At 52.7% G+C, this 20,805-nt stretch carries 10 protein-coding genes and 2 rRNA genes; 10 read left to right on the top strand and 2 right to left on the bottom strand.

Annotated elements, in window-relative coordinates:
* The first annotated feature begins 8 nt into the window (after positions 1–8).
* The 3 genes from metB to metE all read left to right on the top strand — a co-directional run bounded on the left by metB (position 9) and on the right by metE (position 5,799).
* Positions 9–1,166 carry a cystathionine gamma-synthase gene (metB, locus tag DW350_RS17055; RefSeq protein ID WP_115720091.1) on the top strand — a complete coding sequence of 386 codons (1,158 nt, stop codon included), beginning with the start codon at positions 9–11 and terminating at the stop codon, positions 1,164–1,166.
* 7 nt (positions 1,167–1,173) lie between these two features.
* On the top strand, positions 1,174–3,375 hold the full coding sequence (locus tag DW350_RS17050) for an amino acid kinase family protein (RefSeq protein WP_115720090.1): 2,202 nt from the start codon (positions 1,174–1,176) through the stop codon (positions 3,373–3,375).
* A gap of 153 nt (positions 3,376–3,528) precedes the next feature.
* On the top strand, positions 3,529–5,799 hold the full coding sequence (gene metE, locus DW350_RS17045) for a 5-methyltetrahydropteroyltriglutamate--homocysteine S-methyltransferase (RefSeq protein ID WP_115720089.1): 2,271 nt from the start codon (positions 3,529–3,531) through the stop codon (positions 5,797–5,799).
* A gap of 45 nt (positions 5,800–5,844) precedes the next feature.
* Here metE and DW350_RS17040 read toward each other — a convergent pair whose 3' ends face one another.
* Positions 5,845–8,271, bottom strand: a complete 2,427-nt coding sequence (locus DW350_RS17040) for a membrane-bound PQQ-dependent dehydrogenase, glucose/quinate/shikimate family (protein WP_115720088.1) — start codon at positions 8,269–8,271, stop codon at positions 5,845–5,847.
* Between the two features lie 401 nt (positions 8,272–8,672).
* On the opposite strand from DW350_RS17040, the gene metF reads away from it, so the two are divergent.
* The 5 genes from metF to DW350_RS17015 all read left to right on the top strand — a co-directional run bounded on the left by metF (position 8,673) and on the right by DW350_RS17015 (position 13,870).
* Positions 8,673–9,575: a methylenetetrahydrofolate reductase gene (metF, locus tag DW350_RS17035; protein ID WP_115720087.1), complete on the top strand. Its 903-nt coding sequence runs from the start codon at positions 8,673–8,675 to the stop codon at positions 9,573–9,575.
* Between the two features lie 285 nt (positions 9,576–9,860).
* A complete protein-coding gene (locus DW350_RS17030; protein WP_115720086.1) occupies positions 9,861–11,753 on the top strand; it encodes a M61 family metallopeptidase in 1,893 nt (630 codons plus the stop codon).
* Positions 11,754–11,940: 187 nt separating this feature from the next.
* Positions 11,941–12,843, top strand: a complete 903-nt coding sequence (locus tag DW350_RS17025) for a DUF8812 domain-containing protein (RefSeq protein WP_115720085.1) — start codon at positions 11,941–11,943, stop codon at positions 12,841–12,843.
* Positions 12,844–12,845: 2 nt separating this feature from the next.
* Positions 12,846–13,286 (top strand): hypothetical protein, encoded by a 441-nt coding sequence (locus DW350_RS17020; protein ID WP_152033006.1) that lies wholly within the window; start codon positions 12,846–12,848, stop codon positions 13,284–13,286.
* A gap of 128 nt (positions 13,287–13,414) precedes the next feature.
* Positions 13,415–13,870 carry a hypothetical protein gene (locus DW350_RS17015; protein ID WP_115720083.1) on the top strand — a complete coding sequence of 152 codons (456 nt, stop codon included), beginning with the start codon at positions 13,415–13,417 and terminating at the stop codon, positions 13,868–13,870.
* Positions 13,871–13,900: 30 nt separating this feature from the next.
* Here DW350_RS17015 and DW350_RS17010 read toward each other — a convergent pair whose 3' ends face one another.
* Positions 13,901–15,280, bottom strand: a complete 1,380-nt coding sequence (locus tag DW350_RS17010; RefSeq protein WP_152033005.1) for a sensor domain-containing diguanylate cyclase — start codon at positions 15,278–15,280, stop codon at positions 13,901–13,903.
* A 749-nt stretch (positions 15,281–16,029) separates the two neighbouring features.
* Here DW350_RS17010 and DW350_RS17005 point away from each other — a divergent pair.
* Both DW350_RS17005 and DW350_RS17000 read left to right on the top strand, forming a co-directional pair.
* A 16S ribosomal RNA gene (locus tag DW350_RS17005) occupies positions 16,030–17,567 on the top strand.
* A 234-nt stretch (positions 17,568–17,801) separates the two neighbouring features.
* Positions 17,802–20,691 (top strand): 23S ribosomal RNA (locus DW350_RS17000).
* Together the 16S and 23S rRNA genes form the textbook arrangement of a ribosomal RNA operon.
* Positions 20,692–20,805: the final 114 nt, after the last annotated feature.

Genomic DNA, 20,805 nt, shown 5'->3' with positions numbered 1-20,805 from the left:
TAATGAGGATGACAAAACGCAAAAGCACCACTGCCGTTCGCTCCGGGCTGGAGTCTGACAAGCAGCACAATTCAGTGGTGCCACCGCTGTATCTGTCCACCAACTATACCTTTGACGATTTCCGCACCCCGGGCGGCTATGACTACAGCCGCTCCAATAACCCCAGCCGCGATTTATTGGCCAAGGCGATTTGTGACCTAGAAGGTGGCGCTCGTGCGGTGGTAACGGCTACCGGCATGGCGGCGGTAACCACGGCGTTGCAGTTGTTGTCTGCAGGCGACACCTTAGTGGTGCCCCATGATTGCTACGGTGGCTCCTGGCGGCTGTTTAACGCCTGGGCTAAAAAAGGTGCCTTTAACCTTATTACTATCGATCAAGCCGACCCCAAGGCGCTGGCTGAAGCCTTGGCCAAAAAGCCGAAATTGGTGTGGGTGGAAACACCGTCTAACCCCTTGTTGCGGGTGGTGGATGTTACTGCGATTTGCCAGGCAAGCCACGATGTTGGGGCGCTGGTACTGGTGGATAACACCTTTTTGTCACCCATCGGCCAAAGCCCGCTGGAACTCGGTGCCGATTTGGTACTGCATTCCACCACCAAATACATCAATGGCCATTCCGATGTGGTGGGCGGCGCCCTGATTGCCAAAGACAAAGCCTTGGGCGACGAGCTGGCCTGGTGGGCCAACTGCATTGGTGTTACCGGCTCTGCCTTTGACTCTTACCTGACCCTGCGCGGTATTCGCACCCTGGCGGCGCGTTTTCGTATTCACGAAGAAAATGCCCAAAAACTGACCGCCTGGCTGGCAGATAAGCCCGAGGTTGCGGTGATCCATTACCCTGGCCTTAAAAGCCACCCAGGCCACGAACTGGCCAAGCGCCAACAAAAAAGCTTTGGTGCCATGTTCAGCGTGGAGCTCAACGTTAGCCTCGACACCCTGGGCCGCTTTGTCTCGAAACTGAAATTGTTCAGCTTGGCTGAATCTTTGGGTGGTGTGGAAAGTTTGGTGGCGGTGCCAGCCACCATGACCCACGCTGCCATGACTGCGAAAGCCCGCAAGGAAGCAGGCCTTAATGACGGTTTGCTGCGTTTTTCTGTGGGCATCGAAGATGCCGACGATCTGATTGAAGACCTGGCTCAGGCCTGGCCTGCCCTCAAAGAAGGTTAAGAGCGGTATGCGACATATTCATAAATTTGGCGGCTCTAGCCTGGCCGATGCCGATTGTTATCTGAAAGTGGCGGCGTTGGTGCGCCGTCATTGCCAAAAAGGCGATTTAGTGGTGGTGTCTGCGTCCGGCGATACCACCGATCATTTGTTGAATCTGAGCCTTGATAGCCTGCCAGCGCTAAAAGCGCAGCAACAAGCCCTGTTTGCCGGTATTGACGGTGTCGATAAAGTTGCGCGTTTGTCTGCCGCTTTGGCCGACGATATCAATGCCATTGAGAAGGCATTGCAACAAGGCATTAGCCACAACGACTGGTTATTGTCTTTCGGTGAAATTTGGTCGGCGCGATTACTGGCGACCCTGCTGGATGCGCGCTTTCTGGATGCCCGCGAGTTTTTGGTTATTGAAGACGGTATTGTGCAAAGCGAAAGTGCCGAGCGCTTACAAGCCATTGCCAGCGACGAGCTGACCATCGTCACCGGTTTTATTGGCGCTGATCGCCAGGGCCAAACCCGCACCTTGGGCCGCAATGGCTCTGATTACAGTGCCACCCTGGTTGCCAGTTTCTTAGAAGCAGCGTCGGTTACGGTATGGACCGATGTGTCCGGCATTTACACTGCCGACCCTCGCAAGTTAGAAGGCGCTTATACCCAAAGCCATTTGGCCGGCAAAGTGGCCACCGAACTGGCGCGTTTGGGCTCTCCGGTGCTGCATCCCCGCACCCTTGGGCCTTTGGATTTGACCCGTCAGCAGCTCATTATTCGTTGCACCTTCGCCCCAGACGAAGGCGGCACCCGCATTAGCACCGAAAGAGCCAATAAAAATCTGGCCAGCCTGACTTGGCGTAGCGGTGTGTACCGCTGTCAGGCGGCTGATGCCAGCGCCGATGTACGAGCCCAAGCCTACGCCGAAGAAGACGACGGTGCCGTGCTTTACCTGCCTTTTGCGTTTGGCGACCAGGCCGAAGCCGTCACCCTGCTGGCGTTGGTTGGTCAGGGCCTTGATTGGCAAAGCCCGGCTGGCCAGGCGCTGGCCAATGTGGCGCAGCAAGGCGGTTTGGTTCACCAAGCCAAAGGGCCTGAAGGCCTGTCGCTGATCGCCTTCGTTCGCGAACTGCCCGCTAAGCCGTTATTGGCACGGCTGCATGACCAGCTGTTTGCGGTTGGGGTGGTGGTGTTAGGGGTTGGGAACATCGGTGGCTGCTGGTTGGACGGTTTTGCGCCGCGCCTTAAAGACCGGTTGCGCCTCTATGGCCTGGCCAACTCTAAAAAGCAGTTGTTTTCCCTTAACGGCATTAAGCCCGCTGACTGGCGCAATGAATTTGCTGCCCGCAGCGAACCGCGTTTTAGTGGTGACTTACTGGAAGCCTTTAAAAAGGCGCCTTTTGCGCATTTGTTGCTGCTTGATCTCACCGCCTCGAAAGCCGTGGCTGATCAGTACCCGAAATTTCTTAATGCCGGTGTGCACTTGGTCAGTGCCAACAAACAAGCAGGCTCTGCTCCCCTTGGCGAATATGACCGCTTGCACGTGACCTTACGGCAAAGTGGCCGCCGCTGGTTCTACAACACCACCGTTGGTGCCGGGCTACCAGTGCAAGCTGCTATTCGCGACTTGCTGGGTTGTGGTGACGACTTAGAAGGGGTGGGCGGTGTGTTCTCCGGCACCCTTTGTTGGCTATTCCAGAACTTTGACGGCACTAAGCCGTTCTCTGAACTGGTAAAAGAGGCCCATGCCAAAGGCTTTACCGAGCCCGACCCACGGGACGACCTTAACGGCCTGGATGCTGCTCGCAAGCTGCTGATTTTGGCCCGCGAAGCCGGTTGGCGCTTGGAACTGGATAACATCCACATTGATAACCTAGTGCCGGAGCACCTGCGTGACATCAGCCGTGACGCCTTTTTCGAGCGCCTTGCCGAGCTTGATGAGCCGCTATTGGCGGCCCTTAATAAAGCTAAGGCCGAGGGCAAGTTGCTGCGTTACGTGGGGAATTTGCGCCAGGAAGCAGACGGCTTTCGCGCCACCGTTGGTTTGGAAACCTTGGATGCCACCCATCCTTTTGCCAACCTCACCGCCGGTGACAACATCTTTGCCATCCAAAGCCGTTATTACCGGGAAAATCCGCTGATCATCCGTGGCCCTGGCGCGGGCCCCCATGTTACGGCGGCGGGCGTGCAATCAGACGTTATCCAGCTGCTTTCCTGGCTTGCCTAAATATAAGCAATTGATAAAACCCGCCTTTCGGCGGGTTTTTTTATGCCTCTTTTTTGCGATCAGGGTTGATCTTCCGGCGAAGATCTCTACTATAGCCATTTAGACGTCTAAACATCTGAAGATCTAAACATCCAAATCCCAAGGAAGAGCATCATGGCTTTAACCCACTCTCTCGGTTTCCCTCGCGTTGGTCGTCGCCGCGAACTTAAATTTGCCCTTGAATCTTATTGGTCTGGTGACAGCAGTGAAGGCCAGTTGCAGGACCTGGCAGCGCAGGTACGCCACGACAACTGGCAAGTACAAAAAGGCTTGGATTTTGTGCCGGCAGGGGATTTCACCCTGTACGACCATGTGCTGGATACCGCGGTAAGGCTTGGCGCAGTGCCTGCGCGTTTTCAAGCCGACGAGGCCGCCATTACCACCTATTTTCGCCAAGCGCGCGGCCGGGCACCGGGGGGCGAAGATGTTCCCGCTTTGGAAATGACCAAGTGGTTCAACACCAATTATCACTACCTGGTACCTGAGCTGGCGGACGATCAGCAATTTAGCCTTAATATCGACGAGCAGCTAAAACACATTCGTGAAGCGCGGGCAGCAGGCTTCAAGGTGAAGCCTGTGCTAGTGGGGCCTGTGACCTTTCTGTATCTTGCTAAGCAGCGCGAAGGCCAAGACCAGCGCCTTAAACATCTGCCAAAGCTTTTAAATGCCTACAGCCAATGGCTGGATAAATTGGCGGCAGAAGGTATTGAATGGGTTCAGATTGATGAGCCCATCCTGGTAACCGACTTGGCCAATGACTGGCAAAACGCCATTGAATTGAGCTACCAAGTGCTTAGCGAGGCGCCGATTAAAATTCTGCTGGCAAGCTATTTTGGCACCCTTGGTAATAACCTGGCTTTGGCGACTAGCCTGCCGGTGGCGGGCTTGCACATTGATGCCGTTGCTGGCCGGGCTCAGCTGCAGGTTGTTGACGCCGCTTGGCCTGCAGACAACGTATTGTCGGTGGGTATTGTGAATGGCCGTAATATCTGGCGCACCGATTTACGCCAGGCCATCGAGAGCCTTAAAGCCATCAGTGAGCGCCGGGGCAATCAGTTGTGGGTGGCTCCCAGCTGTTCGTTACTGCACAGCCCCGTTGACCTTGCCCAAGAAGACCAGCTGGATGCCGAGCTTAAATCTTGGCTGGCCTTTGGCGTGCAAAAAGTCGAAGAAGTGCAGCTTATCGCCCGCGCCCTGAATGACGGTGAGGCCGCCATCAAGGAGGCGTTAGCGGCTTCTGATGCCGCTGTTGCCGCCCGCCAGTCCTCAAGCCGCATTCATAACCCGGCTGTTGCCAAACGGGTGGCCGCCATCACCGGCAACGACAGCCAGCGCCAAAGTGGTTTTGATGAACGCATTGGCCAGCAACGGGCGTTGTTAAAACTGCCGGCTTACCCCACCACCACCATTGGATCTTTCCCGCAAACGCCCATTATTCGCGGCCTGCGCCGTGATTGGCGGGCCGGGCGCCTAACCGAAGCGGATTACCGCGCGGCCATCAGCCAGGAAATTGAGGCGGTTATTCGCGAGCAAGAAGCCTTGGGTTTAGACGTGCTGGTGCACGGCGAAGCCGAACGCAACGACATGGTGGAGTATTTTGGTGAGCTGTTGGACGGTTTTGCCTTTACCCGCTTTGGCTGGGTACAAAGCTATGGCTCGCGCTGCGTTAAACCGCCAATCATTTTTGGTGATGTTAGCCGCGCCAAGCCGATGACGGTGGAATGGGCCGCTTTTGCCCAAACCCTGACCGACAAACCGGTAAAAGGCATGCTGACCGGGCCGGTAACCATTTTGGGTTGGTCTTTCCCCCGCGACGATGTTGCGCTTCAAACCATTGCCCAGCAAATTGCCTTGGCCCTTCGCGACGAGGTGGTGGACTTAGAGCAGGCCGGTATCAAGGTTATTCAAATTGACGAGCCGGCATTTCGCGAGTTGTTGCCGCTAAAACAGGCCGAACAAGGCGCTTATTTTGACTGGGCAGTGGAAGCCTTCCGGCTGTCGGCCAGTGGTGTGGCGGACGATACGCAAATTCACACCCACATGTGCTATTCGGAATTTAACGCCATTATTGATGCTATCGCCGCGCTGGATGCCGATGTGATCACCATTGAAACCTCGCGCAGTGCCAATGAGCTACTGGACGTGTTCCGTGAATACGCCTACCCCAACGAAATTGGCCCTGGCGTCTATGACATTCACAGCCCGCGCATTCCGTCGGTAGATGAAATGGCCAAGCTCATTGAGCGTGCAAAGGCCTACATTCCCGCCGAACGTATTTGGGTGAACCCCGATTGCGGCTTGAAAACCCGCCGCTGGGAAGAAGTGCGCCCGGCCCTTAAAAACATGGTGGACGCCGCCAAAAAGCTGCGAGGCCAAGCCGCTTAACCGACAAGCCAAATAAAAAACCCGCCAACTGGCGGGTTTTTACTTTTAGCCCTGGCCGCCGCGTTGGCGGGGCAGGGCGTAGGCAATAACGTAATCGCCTGGGGTGGTTTCCATAAAGTGGTGGCCGCCGGCTTCAATCACCAAGTATTCACGGCCGTTTTGCTCATAAATCATTGGGTTGGCCTGGCCACCGGCGGGTAAAGTGTCTTGCCAGACGGTTTTGCCGGTATTGATGTCGATGGCTCTAATCAAGTCATCGGTGGCGGCAGCGATAAAGATAAGGCCGCTGGCGGTGACCACAGCGCCACCATTATTGGGCGTACCAATATTGATGGGCAGATGTGAGGCGATGCCAAAGGGGCCATTATTACGGGCGGTACCCAGGGGTCTGTCCCAAAGGGTTTTGCCGGTTTTAAGGCTAATGGCCTGAATGCCACCGTAAGGCGGTTCTTTACAAATCAGGCCGGTGGCCGCCAGGCGCCAGCCAGCATTGACATTAATGCCGTACGGGGTGCCTTCTTGCGGGTCGCCCGCGCCTTCCGCACCGCCCTTATCAACGCCTTCGTCCCGTGCTGTCCAACCTTGTTTGTTCACCTCTTCCCGAGGCACCAGGCGGTCATACATCGGCATGTCGTTGTAGTTGGCAATGATCACGCCACGCCTTGGGTCTACCGCTAAGCTGCCCCAGTCGGAGCCGCCATTGTAGCTGGGGTATTCGATAAAGGGCTTGTTACTGGACGGCGGTGTATAGATGCCGTCGTAGTTCGCTTGTTGAAATTGAATGCGACAAGCCAATTGGTCGAAGGGGCTGATCCCCCACATGTCACGAGCGGTGAGCCGCGGTTTTGCCAGAGTGTGATACAGCGAGTGGGGTTGGGTTTTGGCGCGCTGGGCGGGTTCAACGCCGCCTTGTGGCGCCGGTTCGTTTTTGATTTCGGTTAGCGGTTTACCGGTGCGGCGGTCAAGGACATAAATATCCCCTTGTTTACTGGGCAAAATCACCGCTGGCACCTTGCCATGGTCGGTGGGGAAGTTCACTAAGGTGACTTGCGAGCCCAAGTCATAATCCCAGACGTCCTTATGGACGGTTTGAAAATGCCAAGCCGGTTTACCGGTATGCACGTTAATGGCGACCAGTGAAGACGAAAATACCGTTTCTTGCTTGCGCCGAGCGCTGCTCCAGTAATCGACGGTGGAATTCCCCATCGGCAGGTACACCAGGCCTAACTGGTTATCGCCGGTGGCGGAAGTCCACATATTTGGGGTGCCGCGGGTATAGGTTTTACCGGCAGGTGGCAGGGTGTGAATATCGGGCTGCACCATGTCCCAGGCCCAGCGCAGCTCACCGGTTTTGGCATCAAACCCTTTTATAACGCCGGAAGGCTCATAACGCCGCTGGCCATCCAGCACTTCATGGCCGGCGATAACAACGCCATCAACCACCACCGGCACGCCGGTAATAGATACATAACCAGACAACGCCTTACCCATGCCGTCTTTGATATTCACCTGGCCGTTATCGCCAAAGTCTTGGCAGCGCTGGCCGGTTTGGGCGTCAATTTCGATGATGCGCCCATCCAGGGTGCCCTCGATAATGCGGGTAGCGCAAAGGGCTTGGCTGTTTGCCTTGGCTACGTAATAGGTTACCCCGCGACAAGCGGCGGTATAGGGAATGTCTTTGTCTTTAACGCCAGGGTCAAAGCGCCAGTTCTCTTTACCGCTATTTGCATTGAGGGAAATGACATTGTTATGGGGCGTACAAACATAAAGCTGATTGCCGATTTTGAGCGGCGTGTTTTCCACGCCCCAGCGTTTTTTAGGAATGTCGCCGGTACGATATTGCCAGGCGCGAGTAAGCTGGTTGACGTTTTTCGGGGTAATTTGCGTGAGCGGTGAAAAGCGGTCTGCCGCATTATTGCGGCCATAAGCTGTCCAGTCGCCCTGGGCTGGTGTGTCTCCCGGCTGGGCGTTGGCACCGGCATTAATAACAGCCGCATCATCGGCGCTGCCGGGGGCGGGTACCTTGGCGTACTGGGTGAAATGATAAGGCACAAAAGCCAGGGCAAAAGCGACGATGATCACCGCGCCGCTGACACCGGCCAAACTCCATGAAATTTTGCGAGTAAGTGGTGGATTTAGCCTTGGCAGTAGCATTGCCAGCACAAAGGCCAACACCATGATTAAATCGAGTCGCGGTACCCAGCGCCAGTAATCAAGGCCCGACTCCCAGGCTGTCCAAACAATGGTGGCAAGGACCACAAGGCCGTAAATGCTGGCTCCCAAGGCGCGGCGTTTGGCCAGTAAAACACCGCTAACGAGCATGGCGACACCGGCTAGCAAGTAATACCAAGAGCCACCGAGGGCGGCGAGCCATAAACCGCCGCCAGCCAGTGCCAAGCCGCAAAGGGCCATGATGATCCCGAAGATAAACAGCGGCCAGTCGCGCTGTGATGAAGGTGTTGTTTCCTGCATTAGAGAATCCCTCCCCAATTAGCATCGAAAAAACAGACAGGGCGAGCGCATAAAAAGCGCAAGAGGTGGCCAGATTAGGCCGTTTAGCAAACACCCTGTCCCTAAGGGGTGCTATTGCCGTTTTTTACCGCCGCTGCGGCCGGTAAAAAAGGAAAAGCTCAATCAGATTGAGAGGGCCCAAGATAATCAATCGATTAGGGAAGGTCATGGCTTGTGACTAAAACGATTCAGACTTTGTTGTCGAAAAAATAACCATGTTTTTGTTAAGGTGCTTTATAACTGAACACACAGCTGTTGGCGTTTTTTTGCAAAAAGAGCTTGCTTTAGACGTCTAAATGGCTAATATGGCCGTTTAGACGTCTAAACATATAAATGGCCGATAGCCAATCGAAGGAGCCACCATGTCATTGTCCCACGCACAGCATCTGGAATTGTTAAACCAGAGCGTTGGCGAACTCAAAAACGACATTCAAGTGTCCTTCGAGTTCTTTCCCCCAGGCACTGCCAAAGCCGAGCAAACCCTTTGGGAAGCGCTAGACCGTTTAGCGCCTTTAGCGCCGCGTTTTGTGTCGGTTACCTACGGCCATAGCGAAGAAGGCCGGGTACGCACCCACAATGTAATTAAGCAAATTCGCGAGCGCACCGGCCTTACCGCCGCGCCGCATTTGACCTGTATCGACACCCCGGAAGACGAACTGCGGCAAATTGCCCGGGATTACTGGGCGAACGGTATTCGCCACATTGTTGCGCTGCGTGGTGACAAGCAACCTGGCCGCCAGTACACCAACTATTACGCGTCCGACTTGGTGCGCATTTTGCGTGAAGAGGGCGACTTTGATATTTCTGTTGCCGCTTATCCGGAAGTGCACCCAGAAGCCAAAAGTGGCCAAGCCGATTTGCTGGCCCTGAAGAAAAAAGTAGAGGCGGGTGCTAGCCGCGCTATTACCCAGTTTTTCTTTGATGTGGAAAGCTATCTGCGCTTTCGCGACCGCTGCGTTAGTGCCGGTATCGACGTGGAAATAGTGCCGGGTATTTTGCCGGTCAGTAACTTCGAAACCCTTAAACGCTTTGCTGATTTAACCAATGTGGCGGTACCGAGCTGGTTAGCACAACGTTTTGACGGCCTGGAAAACGACCCCACAACCCGTTCTTTGCTTGGGGCCTCTATAGCTATTGACCAGGTGCGGGTGCTGCGCAAAGAAGGGGTGAAAGAGTTCCATTTTTATACCCTGAACCGTGCCGAGCAAAGTTACGCGATTTGCCATACCCTGGGTGTTCGCCCACAACTGTCCAAAGCCGTTTAAGGCTCGCAGCATGGCGATAAAAAGAACCGGCTCTGGCCGGTTTTTTTGTGACTGAGATCAGGTCTTGGTGGAGCGTCGTCACGGCTTATCGACAAACCGCAACTTGCCCACGATGAAGGCTAAAAGTGCCCGCCCGTCATGGCCTGCAACAGTGTATGGTCGCAACTAGCCGAATCAGAAGCAGACGCTGTTTACTTTTCCTGCGGCGGGATTCACATGCTGTCTGTTGTCTATTCCAAGTAAAGTAGCGCCCAAGGCGCTCGATAAACCACGAGGGAGTCTCCTGTGAAAAATTCTGCTGTAGCGGCTGCTGTACTGAGCGCCATGTTGGGCCTGGCTTTGCCAGCGGCTCAGGCTGATGTACCTGCCCCTGTTGATAAAGCCTATCCCGGCACGCTGAAAGTTAATGTTGATGCCACCGATCTGGCGCACCGCATCTTTGAAGTTCATGAAACGATCCCGGTCAAGCCAGGTGCTTTTACCCTGCTTTATCCGCAGTGGATCCCTGGTCATCACTCCCCCACTGGCCCTATTGATAAAGTGGCTGGTATCGAGATCACCGGTAACGGTAAAACCCTAACTTGGGAACGTGATGCCGGTAATGTTTATGCCTTTCATATCAATATTCCTGAGGGCGTGAGCGAGATTAAGGTCAGCTTTAAATTCTTGTCTCCGCAAAACCGCGACCAGGGCCGGGTTGTGATGACGCCGGAAATGCTGAACCTACAGTGGAACGCGGTGTCCATGTACCCCGCTGGTCATTACACTCGCCAAATTAAGGTTGAGCCTTCTGTTACGCTGCCCAAGGGCTGGCATTTTGCTACCGCACTGGAAGAAGACGGACATAAAGGCAGCACTTACAGCTTCAAAACCATCGACTATGAAAACCTCGTAGATTCACCGATGTTTGCTGGCCTTTATTACAAACGTATCGATTTGGACCCAGGTGCCAAAACCCCTGTTCATCTGAACGTTTTTGCTGACCAAGCTAAAGATTTGAAAGTGTCTCCTGAGGCACTGAAAGCGCACCGCCAACTGGTGCAGCAGATGTATAAGCTGTATGGCGCTCACCACTACAACCACTATGACTTCCTGTTGTCACTGAGTGACAAAATGAGTGGTATCGGCCTTGAGCATCATCGCTCCAGCGAAGACGGCGCTAGCCCGAACTACTTTACCGAGTGGGACAAATCCTGGTTGGGCCGTGACCTGCTGGCCCATGAATTTAACCACTCCTGGGATGGTAAATATCGCCGTCCTGAAAAACTGTGGACACCGACCTTTAACCAAGTAAAACGAGACCACGGTCTCTGGGTTTATGAAGGCCAAACCCAGTTCTGGGGTTACGTGGTTGCTGAGCGTTCTGGTCTTTGGGATAAAAAGCAAGCCTTGGATATGCTGGCGCTGCTAGGCGCTACCTATGATAAAGGCCGCCCAGGCATGAAGTGGCGTAACATCTGGGATACCACCAACGATCCGACCATTGCCCAACGTGCGCCGCTGGCGTATCGCAACTACCAAATGAGTGAAGACTACTATCAAGGTGGCCAGCTGATTTGGTACGCGGTTGATGCCAAACTGCGTAAGCTGAGTGGTGACAAGAAGTCTATCAACAACTTTGCCAAAGCCTTCTTCGGTGTGCACCCGGGCGCCTGGAATATCAACACCTTCAGTTTTGACGATGTTGTGAATACCCTGAACGGTATTGAGAAATACGACTGGGCCAAATTCCTGAACGCGCGTCTGAAAGGCCACGTTAACCTGTCTGATTCCTTGAAAGACCAAGGCTGGAAAGTGGTTTACAACGACAAACCTTCTGACGCGGTTAAAGCGATTGAAGGTCGTTATAAAGCCACTGACTTTACCTACTCCTTGGGCTTTAGTGTCAGTAAAAAAGGCACCATGCGCGATGTGGTATGGGATAGCCCTGCCTTTAACGCAGGCCTTGGGCCAAGCATGACCATCGTGGCCGTGAATGGCACCGAGTTTAGTGGTGACACGCTGAAAGATGCTGTGACCGCTGCTACCAAAAACAAAGCGCCCATTGAATTGCTGGTGAAGAGCTTTGATAAGTACGAAACCATCAAAATTGATTACCACGCTGGCCTGAAATACCCGCATTTGGAACGTATCAAAGGCACCAAAGATTACCTGAGCCAAGTGCTTAAGCCGCTTTAATAGCGCAAGGTTTTCTAACCGATTTAAAGCCCGGCTGCAGCCGGGCTTTTTTATGCCGCCAATGCTGGTTGAAAGGGTTTAGCAATAGGCAAAGTACATTTTTTAACCAGTGCTGTTGTTGCGTTCATCTTGGCTTGAAGCTGGCACTATGGCAGTTGATGCCAATACGTTTTCAGGGAGGAAAACCATGATCGCGCTCTTTATGTCAGGCTCGGTGGGTGCCCGGGGCAGAAACAATGGCCTTGATGTGTTGATGATCAAATCACTGCTAAATGCCTACGCCCGGCGCAACACCTTAACCGAGCTGGAAATGAATGAAACGGTTGACGATGCCTGCCTGACCCTTATCGCCGTGTTTCAAAGCAAAGTGGTCAAGATGGCCAAGCCCGACAGTCTGGTCTCGGCCAATGCCGGCACCTTCAAGCAGATGGTCGCCTACCTTAAGGCCGGCTTTAGCGTAGCCGCCATCACCAAGCCCACCGAAGGCGTTCTGACCTGGGACGCTGAAGGCAACGAAGGCGGCTACTACCACAGCCGGGTATTTCACGTGCCCTCTGCCAGCTCCGGGTTAACCATTGGCCGGGGTTACGATATGAAATTCCGTTCATCCGCATCCATTGTCAGTGATTTGACCACGGCGGGTATTGAACTTGCTAAGGCGAATGTTATTGGTGGCGCTGGTGGGAAAAAGGGAAAGGTCGCTGAACAGTTTGTTTATCAACATGACCTGCTGGATTTTGAGATCACTGCATCGCAGCAATTGGCACTGTTTAAAAAGACTTACCAAGAGTATCTCGATGACGTAAAAAGAATTAGTGGTAAAGCAGATACGGTGGAGGCTTATGGCGCCATTGATTGGAGTAAGGTACCTCAGGTAGTGCAAGATTTAATGGTTGACCTGCATTATCGTGGTGACTACACGCCAGCAGCTCGTCGCCTTATCCAGAAATACGTAGCCGACAGTGAGTTTGGCAAGTTTAAAACTGCCATTCAAAATCAAGATAATTGGAGCAGTGTGCCTGCAGACAGATTTAAACGTCGCTCTGATTATGCCGCTAATATCTCCTCCGACACAGCCAAGAAGAAGTAAATATGACGAAGCAAGGATTGTTCTTCACATCACTGGCGGTGAGTATCATGCTAACGGTACTTGGCTGCCAGGCACAAGAAAGTGAAACTGTTAAGCCCAAGCGCGCCTTTGAGGTTGAGGTAGGCAAGAGCCGCCTACACTACCTGCAATACAATGCCGAGCTTTACTACCCTTGCCCCAAGGTCAGCCTGACTCGCGGCAAAAAGGTGTTGGACCAGCGGGATCTCTGCACTTATCAGGACCGATTCGGCAACAGCTTTGATATTCGAAACGACATCAGTTTTGTCGAAATAGACGATGCCAGGGTCGAGAAAAACAAGCTGGCCTTCACCGTGGATGTCAGCCTGAAGGGAGCCACGGCATTCTTACTAAAATGCACCTTGGCGTTTGATGAAAACAAACTGGGCGAGCAGCACTGCACTGTGGAAGATTTGCCAAAATAAGGTGCTCACTATTCGGTGAACGTTAAAAGGAGCCAATATTGTTGAGCAGAAGTTGGGTGGATAAATACCTGCTGTGCAATCAATCTCATCCGAGTCTTCTGGTTTTTTTGGTTACCTTGGAAAGGTAAATGGCACCCTTTTTACGCGCGCTCCTTTCCTTTTTCTTTGCTGCCAGCCTGGCCGCCGGCTGCCAGGCCAATACCGCCGAGCAAGACGGCTACGACATGGAAGCCACCAGCACGCTGAGCGCCAAGGTGGGCGACAGCACCTTTATCTACCGGCAGTTCGACCCGGAGTTTGATTGCCCCTGCCCGGTGGTCAGCCTGCAAAAAGCTGGCAAGACCCTGGTATCCAAAGAACTGTGTGTATACAAGGCGCGGGATAACAGCCCTTTTGATCTGCGCCGCGATGTTTCTTATAACGCGAGCCGCGATGCGGCTATTAACGGTAATACCCTGAGTTACACCCTAGACATCAGCCTGCGCCGCGCTGATGCGTTTTTGCAAAAATGCACCCTCACCTTTACCGCCGATAGCCTGAGTGAACCTAACTGCGTGCTTGAAGGTTTACCGCCGGGCAAGTGATAAATTCCAAGCCCGAGTATTGGGGCTTTTTTATTCGGTAATGATGATTTGATTACGGCCATTTTTCTTAGCGGTATAGAGCGCTTGGTCGGCGCGAGCTACGGCCTGTTCCAAAGATTCTTTGGCTTTAACCTGAGTTGTGCCGCCGCTAACGGTAATGGCCAGTGGTTGGGAGCCAACCAAAAAAGACTGCGTTTGTAGGCCAGTGCGGATACGTTCGGCCAAGGTATAAGCTTGGTCTTTATCACAGCCACTTAGGAGCACGAGAAACTCTTCACCGCCCCAGCGGCATATGGCATCAGAATCGCGGATATAAGTCTTCAGTTTATTGACCAAGCCTTTTAATACGGTGTCGCCAGCATCATGCCCGTATTGGTCATTGATGTTTTTGAAAAAGTCGATATCTATAAGCAGAATGGACATCGGCTGTGCCTGCCGCTGACATTCTTCCTGCATCAACCCGTAAAGTTCTTTTCCGCTGAGACGATTTAGCGCCAAGGTTAACGGGTCAACCGATGCCTGCGCCGCCAATTTACGCTGATAACGTCCTTGGGTGAGCAAACTCACCGTCAGTACGACCAAGGTTATTGCCAGAGCAATAAAGACATTGGTTAGGAAGCTTTTGAACACGGCGCGCTGTGAAGGGGAAGCCTGCTGTTCAACAATCAGATACCAGTTGAACTCAGGCACTAAGCGGGCATTGATATAAATGTTCTCACCGTTTCTTGAAAAGCGATAACTCCCCGAAGGCGCTGACAGGATCTGCGTGCTGATGCTTCTCATGCCTGGGATGCTCTGCAGACTTTCAGCACCGCGAAAATGCTGACCATGCAAAATCACCTTACCGTTGCGGTCAACAAAGTAGATGGTACGTTGATAACGCTGTTGGTAATCCTCTATCAGCTTTTTCACCCGGGTGACGGAAAGGCCAACGCCGGTTACGCCAATAAACTGGTGCTGATAGTCAAAGACCTTGTGGTCAATATAAATGTCCATTTTACCGGGGTGTTCTGGGTCGGTACCCACTTTCACTTGGTAAGGCTTATTTTCCGGTAAGGTTTTAACTTGGTTGTACCAGGCATTTTTCGGGCTGTTGTTATCAATAATGTGCTCGGCGTTGTCGGGTAGATAAAGGCGCCGGTTCTTATCTAATGCAAAGAAAGACAAGGTGGTGTTAAAGCGCTTATCTATTTCCGCTAAGTAGCGCTGCATTGGCGCGGGCTTTGGCGAGCTCTCGAGCGCCCAGTCCCTAACAAAGGTGTCGTGTGCCATTAATGTCGCCACAAAAGTGGGTTCAACGAGGTCGCGCTGGATCTGTGAATAGACATTATCACTGGTAAGCGGTAGTGAGTTTTCTTCTATTTGGCGATTAATCGCATGTTGGGCAACGTGATAGCTGCTCCAGCTCATCAAAAAAAAGACCACAAACAGAACCAAGCAAAATAGCCATAGTGTTTTCGTTCTAATGTTCGCTAGGGGTTTATGCCGGTGCTGCAAACTTGGCTCCTGCCTGTTATCTATAAGTCGCTAGGTTATAGCATGGCTATTGGTTGCAAAAGAGCACCGCTGTGGCGGCGACAACCCGCCTCTTTATATAGGTAGATAAAGCCCTCTTTATTGCTTACCTACCCCCACCACAATGAAGAACCCATTCACCTGTTGCTTTTGGTGTGCGTTTTTCGCACAACTTTGCAGTTAAGTCATCGGTATTAACCGGCTTTCTGTGGATAAGTTGTGTTTAAGCGGTGGGTGATTTGTGTGAAAGCCGGTATTCGATTTTTTTATCAAAAAGCGCTTGCAGCCTGCGTTTAGGTCCCTATAATGCCGCCTCGTCGCCAAGGGAAAGCGCGGTGAAGGACTGAAAAGCAGAGCTTAAAAAGGCCTTGACCGATAAAGATAAGCGAGTAGAATGGCGGCCCGCTTCGAAGATTAAGACGAAAGCCTTAAAAACCGAAGTTTAGTGTGAAGCGAAAGGGCTTGACACGGTATAGGAAGGCGGTAGAATGCGCCTCCTCGTTCGGAAGAACGACGCTCTTTAACAAGATAATCCAAGTAATCTGTGTGGGCACTCGCAGAAGGGTAGACTCAAAAAATTGAGAACTACTCAATGACTGTGAAGTGTTCAACACTTCAGCAATTCATTGAGCATCAAACACTTTTAATTGAAGAGTTTGATCATGGCTCAGATTGAACGCTGGCGGCAGGCCTAACACATGCAAGTCGAGCGGTAACATTTCTAGCTTGCTAGAAGATGACGAGCGGCGGACGGGTGAGTAAGACGTAGGGAGCTGCCTGATAGTGGGGGATAACCATTGGAAACGATGGCTAATACCGCATGATGTCTACGGACCAAAGAGGGGACCTTCGGGCCTCTTGCTATCAGATGCGCCTACGTAGGATTAGCTAGTTGGTGAGGTAACGGCTCACCAAGGCGACGATCCTTAGCTGGTTTGAGAGGATGATCAGCCACACTGGGACTGAGACACGGCCCAGACTCCTACGGGAGGCAGCAGTGGGGAATATTGGACAATGGGGGCAACCCTGATCCAGCCATGCCGCGTGTGTGAAGAAGGCCTTCGGGTTGTAAAGCACTTTCAGCGAGGAGGAAAGGTTGTAGCTTAATACGCTGCAGCTGTGACGTTACTCGCAGAAGAAGCACCGGCTAACTCCGTGCCAGCAGCCGCGGTAATACGGAGGGTGCAAGCGTTAATCGGAATTACTGGGCGTAAAGCGCACGCAGGCGGCTTGTTAAGTTAGATGTGAAAGCCCCGGGCTTAACCTGGGAATTGCATTTAAGACTGGCAGGCTAGAGTCTTGGAGAGGGGGTGGAATTTCCGGTGTAGCGGTGAAATGCGTAGAGATCGGAAGGAACATCAGTGGCGAAGGCGACCCCCTGGCCAAAGACTGACGCTCAGGTGCGAAAGCGTGGGGAGCAAACAGGATTAGATACCCTGGTAGTCCACGCCGTAAACGATGTCAACTTGGGGTTTGTGTTCTTGAAACGTGGATCCCGGAGCTAACGTGTTAAGTTGACCGCCTGGGGAGTACGGCCGCAAGGTTAAAACTCAAATGAATTGACGGGGGCCCGCACAAGCGGTGGAGCATGTGGTTTAATTCGATGCAACGCGAAGAACCTTACCTACTCTTGACATCCAGAGAACTTTGCAGAGATGCATTGGTGCCTTCGGGAACTCTGAGACAGGTGCTGCATGGCTGTCGTCAGCTCGTGTTGTGAAATGTTGGGTTAAGTCCCGCAACGAGCGCAACCCTTATCCTTTGTTGCCAGCACGTAATGGTGGGAACTCAAAGGAGACTGCCGGTGATAAACCGGAGGAAGGTGGGGACGACGTCAAGTCATCATGGCCCTTACGAGTAGGGCTACACACGTGCTACAATGGCGCGTACAGAGGGAGGCGAGCTAGCGATAGTAAGCGGATCCCAAAAAGCGCGTCGTAGTCCGGATCGGAGTCTGCAACTCGACTCCGTGAAGTCGGAATCGCTAGTAATCGTGGATCAGAATGCCACGGTGAATACGTTCCCGGGCCTTGTACACACCGCCCGTCACACCATGGGAGTGGGCTGCACCAGAAGTAGATAGCTTAACCTTCGGGGGGCGTTTACCACGGTGTGGTTCATGACTGGGGTGAAGTCGTAACAAGGTAGCCGTAGGGGAACCTGCGGCTGGATCACCTCCTTACTAAAAGAGACTGCCAGCTGTTGCAGTGTCCACACAGATTATTTGGAAACCTACTTTCGAGTAGGTTTTTTGCTCTTTAACAATTCGGAAAGCTGATATAACACTGCAAATTTAAAGAGACTCTCATTTTTTATTTGAGCGTCCGGCGAAAAAACCAGGTGTTAGTCACATACAGCTTAATGTCGTTAACGTCGATATTAAGGTTCGCGCAAGCGAAACCCTTAGGGGTTGTATGGTTAAGTGACTAAGCGTACAGGGTGGATGCCTAGGCAGTTGGAGGCGATGAAGGACGTGCTAATCTGCGATAAGCATTGGTGAGGTGATAAGAACCGCTTGAGCCAATGATTTCCGAATGGGGAAACCCACTTGCATAAGCAAGTATCGTTACCTGAATACATAGGGTAACGAGGCGAACCGGGAGAACTGAAACATCTAAGTACCCGAGGAAGAGAAATCAATTGAGATTTCCTCAGTAGCGGCGAGCGAACGGGAAACAGCCCAGTGTGTTTATCAGTGTTTGTCATAGTGGAAGGCTCTGGAAAGTGCCGCGATACAGGGTGATAGTCCCGTACATGAAATGGCAAGCATTGTTGCACACGATGAGTAGGTCGGGACACGTGGTATCTTGACTGAATATGGGGGACCATCCTCCAAGGCTAAATACTCCCAACTGACCGATAGTGAACCAGTACCGTGAGGGAAAGGCGAAAAGAACCCCGGCGAGGGGAGTGAAATAGAACCTGAAACCCTGTACGTACAAGCAGTAGGAGCACCTTCGGGTGTGACTGCGTACCTTTTGTATAATGGGTCAGCGACTTATATTTTGTGGCGAGGTTAACCGAATAGGGGAGCCGTAGGGAAACCGAGTCTTAACTGGGCGTCCAGTCGCAAGGTATAGACCCGAAACCCGGTGATCTAGTCATGGGCAGGTTGAAGGTGCCGTAACAGGTACTGGAGGACCGAACCCACTACTGTTGCAAAAGTAGGGGATGACCTGTGATTAGGGGTGAAAGGCCAATCAAACCGGGAGATAGCTGGTTCTCCTCGAAAGCTATTTAGGTAGCGCCTCGGACGAATACCTTGGGGGTAGAGCACTGTTTGGGCTAGGGGTCATCCCGACTTACCAAACCCATGCAAACTCCGAATACCCAAGAGTACTATCCGGGAGACAGACAGCGGGTGCTAACGTCCGTTGTCAAAAGGGAAACAACCCAGACCGTCAGCTAAGGTCCCCAAGTCATAGCTAAGTGGGAAACGATGTGGAAAGGCTTAGACAGCTAGGAGGTTGGCTTAGAAGCAGCCACCCTTTAAAGAAAGCGTAATAGCTCACTAGTCGAGTCGGTCTGCGCGGAAGATGTAACGGGGCTAAGCTATGCACCGAAGCTACGGGTTCACACTATGTGTGAGCGGTAGAGGAGCGTTCTGTAAGCCGTTGAAGGTGTGTCGGGAGGCATGCTGGAGGTATCAGAAGTGCGAATGCTGACATGAGTAACGTTAATGGGGGTGAAAAACCTCCACGCCGGAAGACCAAGGGTTCCTGTCCAACGTTAATCGGGGCAGGGTGAGTCGGCTCCTAAGGCGAGGGCGAAAGCCGTAGTCGATGGGAAACAGATTAATATTTCTGTACTTCTATGCAATGCGATGGGGGACGGAGAAGGCTAGGCAGGCATGGCGTTGGTTGTCCATGTGAAAGTGCGTAGGGAGGTAGCTTAGGTAAATCCGGGCTGCTAATTCCGAGACACGAGACGAGTGACTACGGTCACGAAGCTGTTGATGCCACGCTTCCAGGAAAAGCCTCTAAGCTTCAGTTGCATAGGAACCGTACCCCAAACCAACACTGGTGGTCAGGTAGAGAATACTAAGGCGCTTGAGAGAACTCGGGTGAAGGAACTAGGCAAAATAGTACCGTAACTTCGGGAGAAGGTACGCTCTTGATTGTGAAGGACTTGCTCCGTAAGCAGTTGAGAGTCGCAGTGACCAGATGGCTGGGACTGTTTATCAAAAACACAGCACTGTGCAAACTCGAAAGAGGACGTATACGGTGTGACACCTGCCCGGTGCCGGAAGGTTAATTGATGGGGTTAGCCGTAAGGTGAAGCTCTTGATCGAAGCCCCGGTAAACGGCGGCCGTAACTATAACGGTCCTAAGGTAGCGAAATTCCTTGTCGGGTAAGTTCCGACCTGCACGAATGGTGTAACCATGGCCATGCTGTCTCCATCCGAGACTCAGTGAAATTGAACTCGCTGTGAAGATGCAGTGTACCCGCGGCTAGACGGAAAGACCCCGTGAACCTTTACTACAGCTTGACACTGAACATTGAGCCTACATGTGTAGGATAGGTGGGAGGCTATGAAACACGTACGCCAGTATGTGTGGAGCCAACCTTGAAATACCACCCTTGTATGTTTGATGTTCTAACTTCGGTCCCTTATCGGGATTAAGGACAGTGTCTGGTGGGTAGTTTGACTGGGGCGGTCTCCTCCTAAAGCGTAACGGAGGAGCACGAAGGTTGGCTAATCCTGGTCGGACATCAGGAGGTTAGTGCAATGGCATAAGCCAGCTTAACTGCGAGACAGACACGTCGAGCAGGTACGAAAGTAGGTCATAGTGATCCGGTGGTTCTGAATGGAAGGGCCATCGCTCAACGGATAAAAGGTACTCCGGGGATAACAGGCTGATACCGCCCAAGAGTTCATATCGACGGCGGTGTTTGGCACCTCGATGTCGGCTCATCACATCCTGGGGCTGAAGTCGGTCCCAAGGGTATGGCTGTTCGCCATTTAAAGTGGTACGCGAGCTGGGTTCAGAACGTCGTGAGACAGTTCGGTCCCTATCTGCCGTGGGCGTTGGATGATTGAGAGGGGTTGCTCCTAGTACGAGAGGACCGGAGTGAACGAACCTCTGGTGTTCGGGTTGTCACGCCAGTGGCACTGCCCGGTAGCTAAGTTCGGAATTGATAACCGCTGAAAGCATCTAAGCGGGAAGCAAGCCTCGAGATGAGTCATCCCTGAGACTTCGAGTCTCCTAAAGGGTCGTTCAAGACCAGGACGTTGATAGGCTGGGTGTGTAAGCGTAGTGATACGTTGAGCTAACCAGTACTAATTGCCCGTGCGGCTTAACCATACAACACCCAAAGGGTTTTGTGGGGCGCCAAGTAAGGGTGAGGCCTCTTAAAAGTGTTACATCAGCTTTAATCCGAATTGATAAGTTGGCTCATTGAGCGGACTTAAACGAATT

Source organism: Gallaecimonas mangrovi (assembly GCF_003367375.1).
Lineage (GTDB): Bacteria > Pseudomonadota > Gammaproteobacteria > Enterobacterales > Gallaecimonadaceae > Gallaecimonas > Gallaecimonas mangrovi.
The sequence above is the reverse complement of the archived record's forward strand: the minus strand, read 5'-3'. Positions and strand labels throughout refer to the sequence as shown.